General features: G+C 51.5%; 13 protein-coding genes. 2 read left to right on the top strand and 11 right to left on the bottom strand.

The features are described 5' to 3' along the window. The first annotated feature begins 6 nt into the window (after positions 1-6). A complete protein-coding gene (locus H70357_RS34075) occupies positions 7-909 on the top strand; it encodes an ArsR/SmtB family transcription factor (protein WP_052091764.1) in 903 nt (300 codons plus the stop codon). A gap of 54 nt (positions 910-963) precedes the next feature. Further along, a complete protein-coding gene (locus tag H70357_RS02190) occupies positions 964-2,238 on the top strand; it encodes an MFS transporter (RefSeq protein WP_038585270.1) in 1,275 nt (424 codons plus the stop codon). Positions 2,239-2,358: 120 nt separating this feature from the next. Here H70357_RS02190 and H70357_RS02185 read toward each other — a convergent pair whose 3' ends face one another. From H70357_RS02185 to H70357_RS02135, 11 genes are all read right to left on the bottom strand, one after another. Next, a complete protein-coding gene (locus tag H70357_RS02185) occupies positions 2,359-2,997 on the bottom strand; it encodes a histidine phosphatase family protein (RefSeq protein ID WP_038585268.1) in 639 nt (212 codons plus the stop codon). A 55-nt stretch (positions 2,998-3,052) separates the two neighbouring features. Next, entirely contained in the window at positions 3,053-3,859 is an 807-nt protein-coding gene (locus tag H70357_RS02180; protein ID WP_038585265.1) for an AAC(3) family N-acetyltransferase, read from the bottom strand. Positions 3,860-3,877: 18 nt separating this feature from the next. Further along, entirely contained in the window at positions 3,878-5,464 is a 1,587-nt protein-coding gene (locus tag H70357_RS02175; protein ID WP_038585263.1) for a response regulator, read from the bottom strand. Continuing rightward, positions 5,461-7,245: a cache domain-containing sensor histidine kinase gene (locus H70357_RS02170; RefSeq protein ID WP_231578366.1), complete on the bottom strand. Its 1,785-nt coding sequence runs from the start codon at positions 7,243-7,245 to the stop codon at positions 5,461-5,463. The genes H70357_RS02175 and H70357_RS02170 overlap by 4 nt, the downstream gene beginning before the upstream one ends. A gap of 208 nt (positions 7,246-7,453) precedes the next feature. Continuing rightward, positions 7,454-9,142, bottom strand: a complete 1,689-nt coding sequence (locus H70357_RS02165) for a type 2 periplasmic-binding domain-containing protein (protein WP_052091763.1) — start codon at positions 9,140-9,142, stop codon at positions 7,454-7,456. Between the two features lie 114 nt (positions 9,143-9,256). Continuing rightward, positions 9,257-10,147 carry a carbohydrate ABC transporter permease gene (locus H70357_RS02160; RefSeq protein WP_038585257.1) on the bottom strand — a complete coding sequence of 297 codons (891 nt, stop codon included), beginning with the start codon at positions 10,145-10,147 and terminating at the stop codon, positions 9,257-9,259. A gap of 18 nt (positions 10,148-10,165) precedes the next feature. Continuing rightward, positions 10,166-11,155, bottom strand: coding sequence for an ABC transporter permease (locus tag H70357_RS02155; RefSeq protein WP_038585255.1), 990 nt, complete (start codon positions 11,153-11,155; stop codon positions 10,166-10,168). A 199-nt stretch (positions 11,156-11,354) separates the two neighbouring features. Continuing rightward, positions 11,355-14,582, bottom strand: a complete 3,228-nt coding sequence (locus H70357_RS02150; protein WP_038585252.1) for a hypothetical protein — start codon at positions 14,580-14,582, stop codon at positions 11,355-11,357. Positions 14,583-14,880: 298 nt separating this feature from the next. Further along, positions 14,881-16,218 carry a glycoside hydrolase family 30 protein gene (locus H70357_RS02145; RefSeq protein WP_038585249.1) on the bottom strand — a complete coding sequence of 446 codons (1,338 nt, stop codon included), beginning with the start codon at positions 16,216-16,218 and terminating at the stop codon, positions 14,881-14,883. A 96-nt stretch (positions 16,219-16,314) separates the two neighbouring features. Beyond that, complete coding sequence (locus H70357_RS02140) at positions 16,315-17,331, bottom strand: LacI family DNA-binding transcriptional regulator (protein ID WP_038585246.1); 1,017 nt, start codon at positions 17,329-17,331, stop codon at positions 16,315-16,317. Positions 17,332-17,384: 53 nt separating this feature from the next. Beyond that, positions 17,385-17,867 (bottom strand): hypothetical protein, encoded by a 483-nt coding sequence (locus tag H70357_RS02135; protein WP_038585243.1) that lies wholly within the window; start codon positions 17,865-17,867, stop codon positions 17,385-17,387. Between the last annotated feature and the right edge of the window lie 153 nt (positions 17,868-18,020).

The following is an 18,020-nucleotide window of genomic DNA, read 5'->3' as shown; positions in this document are numbered from 1 at the left end:
CCAACAATGTACAAAGTAGAAGTCGACTTTGCGCCCATGTATGAATGTATCGCGAGCCTGAACGCTTTTCTCTGGAAGCAGAATCATAATGCCATGGATGGAGGAAAGCTCTGGGTCCGTGAGGTCCAGGCCAGATTTGCACCGGTGCAGCTCCAGAGAATGCGGGAGATTATTACCCTTGTCGAGGATTTCAGTTTGGCGCCGTATATTTGGAGTTGTCCGGGGGACCGTTCGGTCAGCGGCTTTATGCACTGGTTCGAGGATCTGTCTGCGGGTGAGCTGTTTGAGATTGCCGGACGCTTCGGACAATCCGTCCCGTCCAATCTTACGGAGCTGCGGAACTCCATCTCTGAAATTCTGCGTGCCTGGGATGCAGGTTATTTCAGTGGAATCAATCCCGAAATCCTTGAAGGGTTAAGCCGGGAGGCTGAAGCCAGACGGGCGATGCTGAACGGCGGGAATGACATGGAGGTCTTCGAACAGGCAACCGAGGGCATGCGGCTGTATCCTGCCGAGCAGCTGAAGCAGGTGATTATTATTCCGCAATATCATCCCCGGCCTCTGGTTACTTCCGCTATGTACGATGAATTTGTATTTACCAGCTACTCCTGTGATGTTCTTCCTCCGGAAGAAGGACGTCCGGCTCCCGCACTGCTCCGGCTTACCCGGGCGCTGTCCGATGAGACGCGGCTGTACATTCTCCGCCTGCTTGCAGGCAAACAGCTGAACTTCACCGAGATCGTCAAGCAGGTCGGCCTGTCCAAAAGCACGATTCATTATCATCTTATCGCTCTGCGTGCAGCTGGTCTCGTCATTGTCCACTCCAGCGGAAAAAGCGTATCGTACAGTCTGCGCCTTGAAGCACTGGACAATCTGCCTCATCAGATCGGGGCCTACCTGGAGAGCTGATGCAGTGATTGGAACTGATCTAGTAGGGTTTGCCTTGAAAGGGGAGTACATCCTGTGAAAAAACGCAGCTATTATGGTTTGTTGTCCACCATATCTTTGAGCGCCTTCGGGGATGCTTTTGGCCTGCTGGCCATGGAATGGCTGGTCTACGAGCTGACCGGCTCCAAGCTGGCTATGGGGGCACTGGCCCTCAGCTCCGGCATTCCGGAGCTGCTTCTGCGCCTGCTGGGCTCGCCGCTGTCCGACCGGCTGCACCGCGTGCGCTTCATGGCCTGCCTGGCGGCTATCCGCCTGCTGGCGATTGCGCTGCCGCTGGGCATGGGCCTGGCCGGGAAGCTGGAGCTCTGGCATCTCTTCGCCGCCGCCAGCCTCAGCGGGGCCTGCGCCGCGCTGTTCATGCCGACGGCCATGGCGGTGATTCCCGGCGTCGCCGACAGCCGGAAGCTGATGCGCGCCTTCGCCATTATCGACGGCTGCAAGGGCGCGGCCGCGCTGCTGGGCCCGGCGCTGGCCGGAGTATTGACCGCCGCCAGCGGTGCCCTGCCGGCGCTTGGCATCAACGCGGTTTGTTATACCGCTGCTATAGCCACCCTGCTGTGCCTGCCGAAGATGCCGAAGCCATCGCCGCGCTCCGGCACCTTCTCCATACCGGCTTATATGCGCGAGATTGCCGAAGGCTTCACCTTCTACAAGCAGTTTCCGGCGATGTTGACCATTATGATGATGGCCTCCATCAGCAACTTAAGCTCCGTTTCCGTCTGGACTATGATGGTTCCCTATGTACGCGAGGTACTCCACCGTGACGCGGCGGCTATGGGTACACTAACAACAGCTTCCGCACTTGGAACCTTAGCCGGACTCGGCATAATTTCCCTGCTGGGTGAAATCAAACGAAGACGTTTCGTGATGCTGGGAAGCCTGGGAGCCATCGGGCTCTCCACTGCGCTCTGGGGCCTGATTCCGAGCTTTCCGTTTGCGCTCGCTGCCGTGTTCGCTGCCGGAGTCCTGGGCCCCTTCTTCGGCTCGTTAAGCTCCTCCCTGCATGGCCGGCTGGTTCCCGGCAACCTGCAGGGCCGGGTCAACTCGATCCGCTTCCTGATCGGCGGCAGCCTGCAGCCCTTTGGCGCTTTTGCAGGCGGAGCCGTCGCCGAGCTTTACGGCGTGCCTGCACTGTTCCTGGCCGCCGGGCTGCTTCCTCTCCTTTGTGCCGGACTGGCGCTGCTGCTCCCGGGCCTGAAGGCGCTGGACGGCGACCTGTCAGCACTTGAAGCTAAGACCCGGCAGAGCGGCGGGACCTTTGTAGCGCAAAGCGCAATCGCCGAACAGTGACGGAACAAATAAATGCTCAGATCAGTCCACCGGAAACAGGCGATGCCGGATTCCCGGATCATCGCCTGTTGGCCGCATCTATTTGATTAATAATTTATAGGAACACAAATCACGAATCAGCTAGGATTCCATTCCGGCTTCGCTTGTTTCATAATGGCTCGTATCGCCATGCAGCACAATTTCCGGCACACCGTCCGTAATATCAATTCTGCACAGGCAGGTCGGATAAATATATGGCAGATCCCATAGCTGCTTCATTGCCCTGCCTTCAAAATGGGCCATCAGCACCTTAATCACTACAGTATGCGTAACAATGAGTACAGTTTGCCCTTCATGCTTGTCCACAATCTCCAGAAGCTTCCGCAGTGCCCGTTCCTGCACCTCCCGGAACGTCTCGCTGCCTTCAACAGAGAATTTCTCCGGGTCTTTCCAGAAATGATGATGCTGCTCCGGATGAGCAAGCTCAATTTCCGCAGACTCGCAGCCTTCCCACAAGCCCATTCGGATCTCCTTGAATTCATCGCAAGCGATTACCGGGAGCGTTCGTTCTCCACAGATAATCTCTGCCGTCCGCAGGGTCCGCTCACTGGAGCTTACGTAGACGGCATCAATCTGTACCTTGTTTAATCCACGGTTCAACCATTCCGCCTGCTGCACGCCAAGCGGCGTAAGCGGCGAATCCTGATGTCCCTGCATCCGCTGCTGGACATTCCACTCCGTCTGTCCATGCCGTGTGAGATATATTGTTGTCGTCCCCATGTTCGCTCCCCTTTTCCTGGTTCAGATTGTTCGTGATTCATTCATTCCGGCGGATTCAAAGATTCCGCTTCTTCTCCAGCCACTTCACCGCATAATCAACAATCTCCTGCTGCGGAATCAGCTGAGCTGCAGAGGCGGCAACCATACCATATGTAATCCGCCCCGTATCTTGGCCAAATTCCTCGCCAAGCGCTGCGAAGTCATCCGAATCCCAGTTGAAATCTCTGAATTCCACCCATTGTCTGGTTCCGTTCACCAGCATTGGCGCTCCGGCGGTGACCTCCTGCTTCCCGGCATAACTGGCCCGGTGCTCGGCCAGATGAAGTGAGGTATTGTTGACATGATCCACTCCGAGCAGCAGCACGCTTCCATTCAGATCATAGATCCGGGCGAGGGGAGAATGCTCCCCCAAGGCAAAATCCAGCGCATGGCTGTCAATAATCACATCCCGGTGTTTCCCCCATGCGGCGAAGGAATGGATTGGATGGCTGCTGCGCCTAACCCCCTTCTGCTTGCGGAAGCAGTCGGGTATGATCCCCATTCCCCTCAGCAGCGTCATGTCCGGATCATAGGCCGGCATCTGCTCCCGGATACTCTGCCACCATTCCTTGGGCACCGGCGGATTGCTCCAGCCGGCCGGATCGGTGAGATCGGAGGAGTGGGTAGGCATCACGAGCGTCCCTTCCTCTCCCAGCACCTGCTCCAGGGCGAGAATAACCGCCACCGGTCCGCCGGCTACCCACTGGCCCAGCGATTTAAAGGACGAATGCAGCAGCAAAGTCATACCTTCGGTTACTCCCAGCTTCCGGAGATCTGCCGCAAGCGTCTCAACCGTAATCAAATCCCCTTGTATTTCTTCCACTTTAAACCCTCCAAACAGCTAATAGAATTCCTTGTTATCCGCGCGGGAAGGCGTCCTCTCCAGCTGCTTCATCCGGAATTCCCCCGGGGAGATGCCCTCCAGTTCCTTAAATACGCGGGCAAACTGCTTGCTGTTCTCGAACCCGACAGCCTCAGACACCTCCGCCAGCTTGATGCAGTTTTCGGACAATAGTTTCTTTGCATGGCGGATGCGGACCTTTTTCAAGTATACGACAAAGCTCTCGCCAGTATAAGCCTTAAAGGCTTCACTGAAATAGGAGTAGCTAAGCGAAACGTAATTGCTGACCATCGCCATATTCAGCGGGCGGGAATAATGCTCCTCGATGTAAGCCAGTGCCTCTTCCATATCGGCATGCTCACTATGAGCAGTCCTAATGCCTATAATATAATCGTTTATACTGATGAGCAAATGCTCCAGTGCACGGTAATAGTCATGGAAATGGCGGTAATTGTACAAATCACCGACCGTACGATACAGCTTCAGTACCTCTACGGAGGCCTCTCCGTGTACCCGGAACACCTCATCCAGCACACGTTCATTCATACTCCGGCCCACACTCTCCAGGTAAGCCAAATCCAATTGCGGCAAATGCTCGATCTGAAAAATAACGCCCAGGAGATTCCTGATCTCCTTCTCACGGTCTGTGCCCAGCATGTTGAGCAGCTTGCGCAGTTCTTCGTCCGGTGACGGAAAGCTAAGCCGGTCGGCCTGGATATCGGTATAATCCATAAAGCTTGCCTGCGGAGACAGGAAGGTATATTGCAGCGCACGGCAGGCTTCTTTGTAGCAGGTCTGGAATTCCTCCGGACTGCAGCCTCTGCTGCCTATACCGATGAGCAGCCCCTTCAGCTCCCTGGCCCCGGCTTGCCGGGACAGCTCCAGAAAACCTTCCCTGCCGCCGCCGACCAGCACCAGCTTCCCCTCCCAATCCGTCAGAATCTCGATAAATTTCTGTTCCAGCGGACCGACCAGCCGTTCGGCCATCCCCTGCACTTCCTCCGGCTTCATTCGCGCGCCGTCACTATAATAATAATTCAGTACACCAACTGTAAAAGGCAGCTCCAACCGGCCCAGTTCCTCTTGCTGTTCGGGCGATGGCTGCACCTTCTGCGGCATCAGCAGTCCCTTCAAACGGGCAGAACGCAGCTCCCTGCGGAAACCCTCCGTTTCTAGCTCCAGTCTGTGGACGCCGGACTCACGCTCCTTCTTCTCCTGAACGATTTGCTCCAGAATACTGAACAGCTCATCCCGGCGGATAGGCTTTAGCAAGTAATCCTTGGCACGGAAGCGGATGGCACTTTTGGCATATTCAAAATCATCATAGCCGCTCAGGATGACAACAGCCGGGTCTTCACCCGGCGCTGCCTCCGCAGACAAGTGCTCCAGCAGTGCAATGCCATCCATGACCGGCATGCGGATATCCGTAATAATAATGTCTCTGTGTTCCTGCCTGAACAGCTCCAGCGCCTCCGCACCATTACCTGCCAGCGCAATACTATACTGCGACGGATATTCCCTTTCGATCATCGCTTGCAGGCCCTGGCGGATCATTTTTTCATCATCTACAATCAGCAGTTTCATCATGGTTGTTTATCCCCCGTCAAAAGAACTTTAGGCAGCGTCATGAAGACCGTAGTCCATTTCCCTGGCTCACTCTGCACTTCCAGCCCGTAAGCGCCGCCATAAAATAGCTGCAGCCGCTGGTGCACATTCCTTAGCCCGATTCCGCTTGCTCTAGGATTATTAGCTCCCGTACCGCTAAAGCTTGCGGCCGGCTGCTCTTCTTTGACAGCGTACACGCTCTCGTTCAAAGTGGCCAACCGCTCCGCCGTAAGCCCGATCCCATTATCATGGACAGCTATAAAGATATCGCCTTCGGATTCCGAGATATCAATACAGATGATTCTCTCCTTCATTTCCTCTTTATCTCCGGTCCAGGCATGCTTAACACTGTTCTCAACTATAGGCTGTAATGACATCTTCAGTACCTCCAGCTCTAAATAGCGAGCTTCAATGCGAAGCTTCAAAACAATAGGATACTCGAAGCGGATATTCATCACTTCAATGTAATTTTCGATATGGCGGACTTCATCACGCAGCTTTACATACTCGCCAGACCATTTGAAATTATAACGCATCATGCCGCCGAGCGAGGTCAGTGCATCGGAGATCGTACGCTGATTCTCCATTTCAGCCAGCATTTTAATATTTTCGAGTGTATTATACAGAAAATGGGCATCGATCTGGTTGTGTAATGTACGAAGCTCTGCCTCCTTGGATAGAGCTTGCTTCTGTACGGCTTGAGCAACCAAAGTATTAATCGTATTCATCAGCTTTGAGAAATGATGCGCGAGTTCGCCCACTTCCCCGCCGCCCCGGATCGTAATTCCCGTGTACGCCTCACCTCTACGCACTTTTTTCATCGTTTCGGTCAAGCGGCGCAAGTTCTTAAGAATAAATGCATTAAGCACGTAAGCAATAACGGTCACTAATATAATAAAACCGATGTTAACGCCGATAATTAAATTCCGTGTATGTGAAATCTCCTTCATGACGCCTTCCATGGAGACTACATTAAGCAGGTGCGCATCAATCCGTTCCAGCGGAGTATTAATCAACAGAAAAGACTTTCCGTTCTCCGTATAGTGAATATCCCAATTCCCTGTCTTATTATACGATTGCAGACGATCCGTAATTGCTGCAGCCATCTTCCTGTTCTCTTGCAGAAAAGAGTGGTCTGGCCGCGTAAACAGCTGCATCTCCCCATCAACCAGAAACATTTGAGATTGGCTATCCTGTACAGTTGTATAAGTCTTAGGCGTAAACCGCTCCAGCAGCATGTCGACTTGAACCATTCCGATATGGTTATCCGCTGGAATACTCATTTCACGCAGCAGCGATACTTTTGGCACAAGCTTTGGTTTTTGTCCGTAAAAACGCTCCAGCAGATCCCGGTCACTATTTAGAAAAGACCACGAAAATTTCCCCTTCAGCTTTTCTGCTTTCTGGTACCAAGGCTCAGAGGCTACACGACTTTCACGGAAGATAATGGGCGAAATCTCATGAACATTACTATTCGAATACAAGCGCAAGTGTTCGATGTTCGGATTGTTATATTGGATGCGTGTCATATTCGTAAAGACATTGGTATTAAAATCCACTAACTCTACCAGATCCGGTTCTTCCGTATTTGCCAGATAATCCTGTACCTCCTTATCCTCATAGGCCATTTGAACCGCACGTTCCATCGCTTCGACCTGATTATTGATATGCAGCTTCTCCATCTGCAGCAGATAGCTGTTCTTGTCGATAGCATCCTTGAAATAAGTATTGTTGATAGCCTTATACGAATAAAAGGACACCATTAAACAGGGGCCCAAAATAATAAAAATATATGCGGCGATTAAGCGGCTTTGCAGTGAACGCCTCCCCCACCAATAAAAAAATGATTCCCATATATCCCGAGTACGCTTGCCCAGTTTCACGCTGTAACGTTCACCTCACCGTTAGTACGACTACTTATTTTAAACGCCCAAAAGCCCGCGGTCAGCGGGCGTTTTGAACCTTACTATTTTACATGCCGAGTTTCTTCTTGTTCTCTTCATATTTCGTTTGTTGGAAAGCCTGCACCTTTTCAAGACCCAGATCCTTTTGTTTGTCGATGTACTCTGTCCAAATTTTGTCAAATTCCCCGTCCGAAGAAGCCATCAGCAGCTTCGGCAGTGTTTTGCTGCGCAGCTCTTTAACTTTGGCTAATATAATCCCTTCTGGAGAGTTGGCCAATGGATCAATCTGGTCAAACTCGGAGATACTGTGTGTTTTTCCCCGGGTCCAGTCTTCAAGCTGTTTGAAAGGCTCTACCGATTTAGGTGTCCATTGATCTGTAATATTGGTATTCATCAGCATCCAGAAGGTAAAGGAGGAGCCGTATTTCTTGTCGAATGCAGAACGGTCTTTATTCATCAGTTCAAATACTTCGGGTTTGAATTGATCTTTGCCATCGATGGTATCGTAGCTCACACCTTTTTCCCCTAAATAAAGGTCTTTATTGCCTTCCTCACTGTTCAGGTAGCTGAGGAACTTGATGGCACGGGCTTTATCCTTCACATCTTTGGAGATAAGGGTTACTGTCCAGCCGGAAATGGCAGGTCCGTTCAGCGTAGGCGCATCCAGGTTCGTGTTAGCCGGTCCGTCTACAGCGATATAGATTTTATTCGGATCTTGCTGATACAGTGTACCAAGCTGTGTTCCAAAGTCGGTACGTTGATACAGCATTGCGAAGTAACGTCCTTGAGCAATTTTTTCTTCCATTTGCGGACGTTTGTCGATATAGATATCCTTGGCCAGCAGTCCGTCCTGATTAGCTTGGCGAAGTGTCTTCATCCATCTGATATATTCAGGATCTGTCTCGCGGTTGTACAGCTTGCCGTCTTTTTCTCTTGGAATCGCCAGGAAGTTCTGAATGTATTGCTCCAACGAATCGTTACCGGTTGCGGTAAACTCATGCAGACCCAGCGGAATCATCGGCTGTCCATCGATATCAGGGAATTTCTCTTTTGCAGCCTTCAGCGCGTTCAGGAATCCTTCCGGTGTGCGCATGTCTGGGCTGCCGATAGCCTCATACATATCCTTGCGGACAACGAAGGTTTGGTTGGATACATATTTATCGCCATATTTCTCGTAGTCGGCTGGAGAAGAGGAAGCATTAGGATAGCCGTAAACATTACCATCCGCTTGAGTATACCATCCTAATTTGTCTGGATCGGATACTTTGTAGAAATAAGGGTCATATTCATCAGCCAGCTTATTAAGCGGAAGCACAAGCTCGCCTTCGATCATTTTCTTAACAGCATCTTCGTACCAGCCCAGCGTGATGAAGTCGGGCAGCTTACCGGAAGCCATAAGGGTATTCAGTTTTTCATTTTCATTACCTGCAGGAACGATGAAGTTAATATCTACACCGGTTTTTTTGGTAATATATTGGGAGGTTGGGTCTACACCCCATTTATTAGGGAACCAGGCGAAATTTAGATACCAGTCAAAGGTAATCGGAGAAGTATCGGACTTCCATCCGGGTTCATCCGCAGATGCGGGCGCTTTAGTCGCCTCTGCTGTTGCTGACGCATTGGCCGCTTTCCCGTTATTAGCCTTACCCTCGTTATTCTTCTCACCATTGCCGCTGGAACAGGCTGCTGTTGAAAGTGACATGATTAATGTCAACAGCAGAAGCACCATTTTCTTTGGCTTACGTTTTATTCCCATGCTTTTTTACCCCTTTTCTGAGAATGTGTAATTATTAGCTATAACCCCAGAACCGTTGCGAAACGACTGGAGGAGTTACCTTGGTGTGCCGAAGCTTTGTTTTACAGGTCACTTTTAGCCCTTGATCGAGCCAATCATCATTCCCTTGACAAAATAACGCTGCAGGAACGGGTATACGAATACAATTGGAAGTGTAGTGACCACCATAGTCGCTAATTTAATCGACTGTGACGTTACCGTTTTGGTAAGGGCGCTGCCCTGAACGGCAACCATCATCTGGTTTGAACTGGACTGGGCCACAACACGGTACAAATAGGTCTGAATGGGCTGCATACTCTCATTGTTGATATAGATCATCCCTGTAAAATAGTCATTCCATTGATACACACCATGGAATAATGCAATCGTAGCAAGGACGGGCATGGATACCGGCAGTATAATCCGCAGGAAAATCGACCAGTCATTGGCCCCGTCAATCCGGGCCGCCTCTTCCAATCCGTCTGGAATTTCCCTGAAGAAGGTCATCAGGATGATTAGATCGTAGAAGCTGAACAACACTGGAACAATATAAACCCAGAAGTTCTCTAGTAGATGCAGATCCCGCATGAGCAGATAGCTTGGAATGAGCCCCCCCGCAAAGAAGAGAGTTACTGTACCCATCAGAATATAAATTTTGCCTCCGATCAGATCCTTGCGGGAAAGCGCATAAGCTACCATGGCTGTAAAGAATACATGGGCGACTACACCGATTGCGGTCTTAGCCACGGTAATCCACATGGCCCGCATGATGCCAGGGCTTGCGAATACCGCCTCGAAGTTCTTAAAGGTGAACATGCGCGGCCACCAGTAAATATTGCCCAACATGGCGTCTTTGCCATCGTTAAAGGCGTTGATCAGCACGTACCAGATAGGATATAGGGTAATGAAACATATACATAACATGAAGACATTGTTGGCTAGATCGAAGATGACTTCGCCCTTTGTTTTGCGATTCAGTGCAAACATGTGCAGGTCCTCCTTGGCCTAAAACAACGATGTGTCGTTGATTTTTTTGGTTACTCGATTGGCAATCAGCAGCAAAATGAGAGCGATAACTGATTTGAACAGCCCGATAGCAGCAGAATAAGAGAAACGCGCCGAAAGTAGGCCGGTCTGGTAAACATAATAATCAATTACATTACTTCTGCTGTCATTAAGCGAATTGCGCAGGACCAGAATCTGGTCAAAGTTGGAGTTCATCACACCGCCGACCGCAAGAATAAACAGGATGCTGATCGTCGATTTGATCGATGGCAAAGTAACATACCACATCTTCTGGAACCTTCCGGCTCCGTCAATCGTTGCTGCTTCATACATCTCGGGAGATACACCGGCGATCGCTGCCAGATAGATGATAGCTGACCAGCCAAGCTCTTTCCAAATATCAGAGGTGATGATGATGGTCCAGAAATACTTGGGCTCAGCCAAGAAAGTAATGGGCTGGTCGATTAAGTGAAGCCCCATCAAGATATGGTTGATGATCCCGACATCCGCCAGCCATGTGGCGAGAATCCCGCCGAGCACTACCCAGGAAAGAAAATGCGGCAGGTAGGAAATCGTCTGAATGGTTTTCTTATACCGGATCGAACGGACTTCATTCAGAAAAAGTGCGAATATGATCGGCAAAGGAAAACCGACAAACAACTTGATTAAACTGATCCCCAGAGTGTTTTTCATGACATTCCCAAAATTATCATCCGCTAGAAACTCCCTAAAGTGGGTAAGACCTACCCAGGGGGCCTCGGAAATCGACTTGACGATGTTGTACTCCTTAAAAGCGATGATGATGCTGTACATTGGAATATAGTTAAAAATGATCATCCAGACCACGCCGAGCAATGCCATTGTCTGCAGATGGCGCTGGGCCAGAAATCTCCTCCAGAATGGCCGTTTGTTACCAAAACCGGTTTCGATTGCCGCAGGAATCAGCGGCCGTTTCGCCGGATTTATTCCGTCGCCTCTTTTGTTCTCCATGATATGGACCTCCAAAACCAATCTATCTATATTTAAAGCGCTTACAGCTCTATGTATTTATTGTAATTGTATTCCGCGTTCCCCGAAAGGCCGCAATTTTCATATTTAGGGGCTCATTTTTCGGATAAGGACGAAATTTAAGATATTTCACAAAAAAAAGAGAAAGGCTTTTTCAGCCTTCCTCATTTGTACAGTCTCTTTAACCCATAATTGCACGGATCGCCACAATCTCTCCCCGGCGCAGATCTTCAGCTTCCGCACCGCGCAGCAGCGCTCCCGAAATAGCGGTAACGGTCCCGTCACGGTAGACCAGTGTAAGGTTCTGGATCACCGCCCGCTCTGCTCCAAAGGTATTGGCCCGTTTGGGGTTGTGATAGGTGATCTCCGTGCCCCCCAGGAAGGTGAACGACAGATTGGCCTGCTCATCGAACAGCCAGCCCGGCAGTGCCGGTGCAAGCGCCAGCGTCAACTCACCATCCTCTACTGTGAACACACGGCTTCCGGCCATCATCGTTCTCCACATGCTCAGGAACTCTGCGGTGGAACCGCTGAGTCTGGCTACAAATCCCCGGCCATGAGTGCCCGGGTCCGGATTTCCGCCCGTAGCTATGAACGAGGAATTCTCCAGGGTGCTGCGCCCGTATACAGCCGGATCGAGGAACGGAATCAGCGAAGTCTTCATTTCACTGAAGAACTCCTCGTACAGCCCTGATTTCAGCAGCTCCAGCAAATATTTATAGGACATATGCAGGAAATTGGACTCCCGCTCCTGCCAGCCCGGAGTAAACGCCCGTATCCGCCCGATATCGTTCGACTCCTGCTCCAGCGAGACCGACGTCCGGTACATCGAAGTGACTGGATCGTATAGACCGGTATTTTTGACTCTGGTATAGATGTCCTTGGCCTGCTCCGGGCTTTCCAGCGTTTTGAGCCAGCGGGTTGGCCCCTCCAGGAAATACGGCAGGGCATAGGCTTCGAACTCTTCCACCACAGCCTTCGGCAAGCCGTAGCCGCTGATTACCGGTTTACCCGCCTCATCCGTCACCGGCTGAAAGCGCACGGCCTCGAACCGGAAATAAGTTGGTGCAAGCCCGCCGCCCATTTCTACGGCTCTATCAATGCCTTCGTTAATTTTGAGCAGGAATTTGCCAAGCGCCTCACGGATGACGGCAAGTGTGACCTCTGCCAATTCACCGGCAATTCCGAACCGGATGCTCTCCCGGTAAGCTTCACGTGCCGAAGCCACAGTATCCCAGTAGCCAAATTGGCTGGTCCCGCCGGCAAGCATAACCGTCACGGCTTGATGCACCCGCTCCAGCAGCAGCGCCATCTCCACCGGAAGCGCTACAGCTTCGGTGCCGTCCCCCCCGTTCTCCAGCGCTTCCAGTAAGAAGAGGATCATCCGTTTCAGCTCGAACGTCTCACTCATCCCTGAACCAAATAATCCGGGCAGCCCGTTCATGGCATCATTCCAGCCTGGTTTGTTGCCCTCCATTTCCACGCCCATGCTGTACGGATCAAGGGTCGCAAATTTGTTCAAGGCAAGCGAGATCATCTTCACGAACAGATTCGTGCGGTAAATCTCCCCGAACCCGCCTTCCGTGCGCAGCCACTGGGTATCTCCGGCTTTGCGCTGCAGTCTGTGCAGCTTCTCCTCGTCCTCCAGCAGCGAACCGTACTGCCGGACCTTCCCGCCGCTAAGCACATATTTCTCGCTGCGCGGAAGCACATAGGCCGGACTGTCATAGAACGTGTAGGATTCATCCCCGAACAGAAGCTCCTGCTGTTGATCCGGGAATACATCCAGATAACCTTCGACCAGATCAAGATTGTACGTCCAGTGGTCGGACCAGAAGCCTTCGCCAAAGGCAGCCTCTATATTCTGCTGCGACAGGGCAAGCACACCGCTGAGCAATTGCTGTTCGTCTACCTTCAGCGTAACGTTGTGGTCGGCGATGTAATTGATCAGGCGGCCCGGTGTGAAGCGGCCTGTGCATAACTTCACGAGTTCCTCCCGGTGATCGGCTGCAGCTTCGGCAATCCAGCCGTTCAGCTTCTCCGCATTCTCCGGCAGCACTTCAAAGCTGGTTCCCTGCACACTGAGCGGATTATAGCCGTCCGCCTGAATCAGGCTGTAGAACATTTTGATGTTGAAGCTGCCGACCTGCGGATGAAAAAATACATCGTTGCGCCGGTTCTGGTTCATATCGCGGAAATTCCCGTTGCCCTGGGAATAATATTCCGGTGCCAGAGAGAAAAAGTTGTAATCCCGCTCCATATCGCCGTGCTTGCGCGAGTATAGATGTACGACAAAGCCGTCTCCCCCGTTGTCAAAGATAAACGGATAGCCGCCGCGCAGAAAGTTGTCGAGATAGGACTGCCGGCAGTAGGCATCGAACACTGCTGAGGAGGTATGGGTGGCGATATCCGCCGTCAGCTCCTCGGTCAGGCTGGCTGCCTCCTGCGCCTTGGCTGTAATATACTCCTCGCGGCAGATCTCTGCCGATTTCTGATTGATCTTCCCGATCTCGTTGACATGCCCGATGATCGTATTCAGCGTCAGCTTGCCGCCGGGAGCAAGCGTACGTGCTGTACCGCTGAAGCCGCAAGGCACCTTGTTCACCGGATATTGCGGCTGTTCCAGCAGCACTGCAAGTGGCTGTCCGGCAAAGCCGTCCGGGTAGGCAAGCGAGGTGTTTCCGCCAAACACAAGCTCGAAATCTACAATTGGCGCCAGCATTTCCCCCTCCGCTGTGAAGGAAAGGTAGAAATGGCCGTTATTGATTTCACTGATTTCCGCATCATCATTCGTGCTGGAGCGCAGCTTGTAGAATGGAATGCCATTCTCCAGGTTGTATACATCCATCCAACTGCGCAGCAGGTTGCCCATTTCCTTGTAGCCGCTGTTCTCCACACCGTAAGGCAGAATCTCCGGCAACCCGTCCAGCAGCTCAAACTCCAGCTTCTCAGTGCCCGTATTTTCGATTTCCACCCGCCGGATAAGCGCGGCGTAGTCATCATTTGGCAGGTTAAAGTAGTGTACGGTCGTCTTTAATCCATGCCCGGCATGAGCTTCCTCAATGGTTAGCCCGTTCGGCAGGATGGTCATGGTCCGCTTGGCTGCTGGATCAGGACGTGCCGACTGGAACGGCTCATAAATTTCCGGCGTATTACCCAGCTTGATGAAGGTGCGGAAGCCGGAAGACGCTACATTTTTATAAGAAATATTCGCCGGAGAAAATTCCATGATCGGCGAGTTTTTATCCCGTACCCCGAAGCTGCAGACCCCTTGGCCCCGGTTGACATAGAAGGTCCACATCGGAATTCCCTTGAGCCCGGCGAGCCCGGGCAAAAAGCTGGCAAACGGCTTACTCTCGTGAAATTGCTCCATCACAAATTTGCCTGCATCAAAATAAGATTTACTCATGACAAGCCCTCCTAAAAGTTTTGTGAGCTTATGCTTCCTGAATTAGCTTCGTACAAAACTCGCTTCGGAAGCATTCGCTTAAGTTTTGTGAGCTTATGCTTCCTGAATTAATTTCGTACAAAACTCGCTTCGGAAGCATTTGCTTAAGTTTTGTGAGCTTATGCCTCCTGAATTAGCTTCGTACAAAACTCGCTTCGGAAGCATTTGCTTAAGTTTTGTGAGCTTATGCTTCCTGAATTAGCTTCGTACAAAACTCGCTTCGGAAGCATTTGCTTAAGTTTTGTGAGCTTATGCTGACCTACGAGAGGACATGCGTGACGATGGAGTGCGGCGCCAGGCGGCATTCAGCCAGCTCTGCACCCAGACCCAGGGTCAGGGAACGTTCTTCCTCGCTCTCATTCATCAGCACCACGGCAATGCTGCCGTCCGGATTGCGGAAAGCTGTGGAAAGCACACCTTCTGCAGTGGATTCCAGCCCGATCCGCACAGCACCCGGAGCGATAAATTTACTGAAATGCCCGATGTAATAATAAGAGCTGTTATAGTGCACCTCGTCCGTCGTCGTATCGGCAATGATCGGAGCATCGCAGAAATTGCCTACATGGTTTGGTCCTCCAGTCTCATCCAGCACCAGATTCCAGTCCAAATACCCTTCGGTCCAGGCGTTAAGATCACCGATCATATTCCGCCCGTAGCGTTCTCCTGTGAACCACTCTCCAAGCCGTACACCGCCCTCCTGGCAGCCTTCCGTGAACAGCAGATGCTTATCCGGGAAAAGCTCATGCACCTTGGCCACCTTGTCGAATTCCTCACCGCCGTACCAGTGAAGACCGCTGCCCCATACATATTGCGCCGCTTCGGGATCGGATAAGATAGGTGTTACACGTTCGACCATAATATCGCGGTTGTGGTCCCAAATCACGATATTCACATCCGCCAATCCCGCTTTGTGCATGACCGGTCCGAGGTGATTTTTAACAAAATCCCGTTCCTCTTCCGCGCTGTAGACACAAGAATCCCAGGTCTGAACAGCTGCCGGCTCATTCTGAACCGAGACCGCCCATACCGGAATGCCCTCTTTGCGGTAGGCTTCAATGAACTTTGTATAATAACGCGCCCAGGCATCCCCGTATTCCGGTTTCAGCGAACCGCCGTTATTCATCTCCCCGTTCGTCTTCATCCATGCCGGAGGGCTCCAGGGAGAAGCCAGCATTGTGAAAGGTCCGCCCTTTACCTCCATGGCATCCTTGATCAGCGGCAGCACCCACTTATGGTCATGGGAGATGTCAAAGGTAGCCAGCTCTGTATCATGGTCCTGCACATAGGTGTAATTGCCGAGTGCGAAGTCACAGCTATGAATATGCACGCGGCCCATACTGTAATTCAATCCCTCAACAGGGTGAAAATAGCGGTGTATAACCTCTGCACGTTTGCCCGGACTCATACGCGATAAAGTATAGGCCGCCGCTTCGGTGAAAGCGCCGCCAAAACCTATCATCTTTTGAAATTCTATCTCGGGCTGCAGCTGCACATCGGCCTGCTGTCCGGCAATCCGGGCTTTAAACTGGATTCCCTCCTTCGGACTTAAACGTTCTCCTGTTTCTTTGGCAGTTACTACTGTGCTTGCCTTTGTCATTTTGTCTGTCTCCTTTTGGATAAATTATGAATGCTATGATAATCGAAACCGGTTTCGATTATTTCGAAAAAAAAGCGCACCGAGGCGGACTTCATTTTATTCATTGCCTGGCGGTGCGCAGGAATCCCGCACGACCACTTCGACGGGAAGCACAAGCGCTTCCATTTCTTGCCGATTGCCGTCGATCGAAGCCAGAAGAATCTCAGCCGCCCGGGTTCCGAGATTAGCCGTATCCTGCCTAATAGTCGTCAGAGCTGGAGTAACATACCGGGCAAGCTCAATATCATCGTAACCCATAACGGAAATATCCGCCGGTACCGCCAGCCCCTTGTCTTTGGCTGCCATAACCGCGCCTAACGCCAGCAAGTCACCCGAAGCAAAGACGGCTGTCGGGCGTTCCGGCAGTTCAAGAAGACTCTGCATCGCGGCATAGCCGCTCTCCAGGGAATAAAAAGCCCCCACTGAAACATACCCCTCCTGCACCTCAAGCCCGTGCTGCTTCATTGCAGCCTTATATCCATTCTCTCGCTGTTTGCCCGGGAATGTATTCTCTCCCCCGGATATATGAGCGATTCTCCGGTGTCCCAAAGAAGTCAGGTATTCCACCGCCTGCAGCGCACCGGCAATATTGTCCGAGCAGACCGTATGTGACTGCGTTGTTTCATAATCCAGTATAACCGTGGGAATATTGCTCTCCAGCAGCTCCTGAAAATAAGGATCTTCATAATCAGAGAGAAACACCACGACTCCGTCCACGCCATGAATCCGGCAATTTTCCAAATACCCGCTTTGCTTGCCGCCGACATCCTTGGAGATAAACATCAGGGCATACCCTTTGGCCACAGCAACCTGCTTGAAGCTCTCAATCACCGCGCCGAAAAACGGATGACGGATACCGACACCTGTGCCCTCTACGAACAGCACGCCAAGGGTCCATGATTTCTTCGTAGTCAGCGTGCGCGCATGTGCATTGGGTAAATAGCCCATCTCACGGGCAGTCCGCAGAATCTCCTGGCGCGTCTTCTCCCGCACATCGGAGTAGTTATTAAATGCCTTTGATACCGTAGTTGGAGAGTAACCGGTTCTTTTGGCAATATCATATATAGTTGTCATTCCGGTGCACTCCCCCGGCTCAAATGAAAGCCCTTTATTTGTTCACTGCCATTCTAACGTCTTTCCGCACGTCCGTCCAGCATAAAATATTCCTGTACCGCAGGCAGCAGTGTAACAGCCTGAATCAGCAGGCCCAAGCTGGTATAGACCACATGGACAATGGATACGGCGTTCATCATGTAGGTCTGCACCATAATCCAGATAATTTGCCCGAAGCCGATATAGAGCGAAAGTGCCCACGCACTATGCAGTGTCCTGAACGGATTCAACGGGGCCGCCCACTTCCAATCCGGCTTCTTGACTAGACCATACAGCACCAGCAGCGGCAGAAGTCCAAAGATCACCAGCAGCAGAATGCCAGGGATTGCAAAATTCTCAAAGGGCGATCTTTCCAGCACGGAAGACGGCATCCCAATCATTTCACCACTGGGGTCGGCCAGCAGCACCAGTCCTCCCCCTATCGCTCCGACTCCCAGGAAAGCCTGAAGAATATACAGTAAAATTACAGCACCCGGTCTTTTCCCGGCTTGTGTCATTGCTAATCCCCCCGCATTCATCGTCCCAAAATATCGATCTCAACTTGCTTTGAGTAGATTTTACAGGTTCTCCCTCCACCCCGCTAAGACAGATGTCACAAATTAGGGAATCGGCGAATTTTTATGCTTGCGGTGTGAACAGACACACTTTAC

Origin of the sequence: Paenibacillus sp. FSL H7-0357, from assembly GCF_000758525.1 — a bacterium.
In the GTDB taxonomy this organism is placed as follows: domain Bacteria; phylum Bacillota; class Bacilli; order Paenibacillales; family Paenibacillaceae; genus Paenibacillus_AQ.
This window is presented reverse-complemented; position numbering and strand designations above follow the sequence as displayed.

Bases quoted from the DNA above. Each gene is read 5' to 3' on its own strand.
- H70357_RS02170 (WP_231578366.1), bottom strand. From the start codon at position 7,245: ATGGTGTCCTTTTATTCGTATAAGGCTATCAACAATACTTATTTCAAG.
- H70357_RS02135 (WP_038585243.1), bottom strand. From the start codon at position 17,867: ATGACACAAGCCGGGAAAAGACCGGGTGCTGTAATTTTACTGTATATT.
- H70357_RS02155 (WP_038585255.1), bottom strand. From the start codon at position 11,155: ATGGAGAACAAAAGAGGCGACGGAATAAATCCGGCGAAACGGCCGCTG.
- H70357_RS02175 (WP_038585263.1), bottom strand. From the start codon at position 5,464: ATGATGAAACTGCTGATTGTAGATGATGAAAAAATGATCCGCCAGGGC.
- H70357_RS02145 (WP_038585249.1), bottom strand. From the start codon at position 16,218: ATGACAAAGGCAAGCACAGTAGTAACTGCCAAAGAAACAGGAGAACGT.
- H70357_RS02165 (WP_052091763.1), bottom strand. From the start codon at position 9,142: ATGGGAATAAAACGTAAGCCAAAGAAAATGGTGCTTCTGCTGTTGACA.
- H70357_RS02150 (WP_038585252.1), bottom strand. From the start codon at position 14,582: ATGAGTAAATCTTATTTTGATGCAGGCAAATTTGTGATGGAGCAATTT.
- H70357_RS02140 (WP_038585246.1), bottom strand. From the start codon at position 17,331: ATGACAACTATATATGATATTGCCAAAAGAACCGGTTACTCTCCAACT.
- H70357_RS02185 (WP_038585268.1), bottom strand. From the start codon at position 2,997: ATGGGGACGACAACAATATATCTCACACGGCATGGACAGACGGAGTGG.
- H70357_RS02160 (WP_038585257.1), bottom strand. From the start codon at position 10,147: ATGTTTGCACTGAATCGCAAAACAAAGGGCGAAGTCATCTTCGATCTA.
- H70357_RS34075 (WP_052091764.1), top strand. From the start codon at position 7: ATGTACAAAGTAGAAGTCGACTTTGCGCCCATGTATGAATGTATCGCG.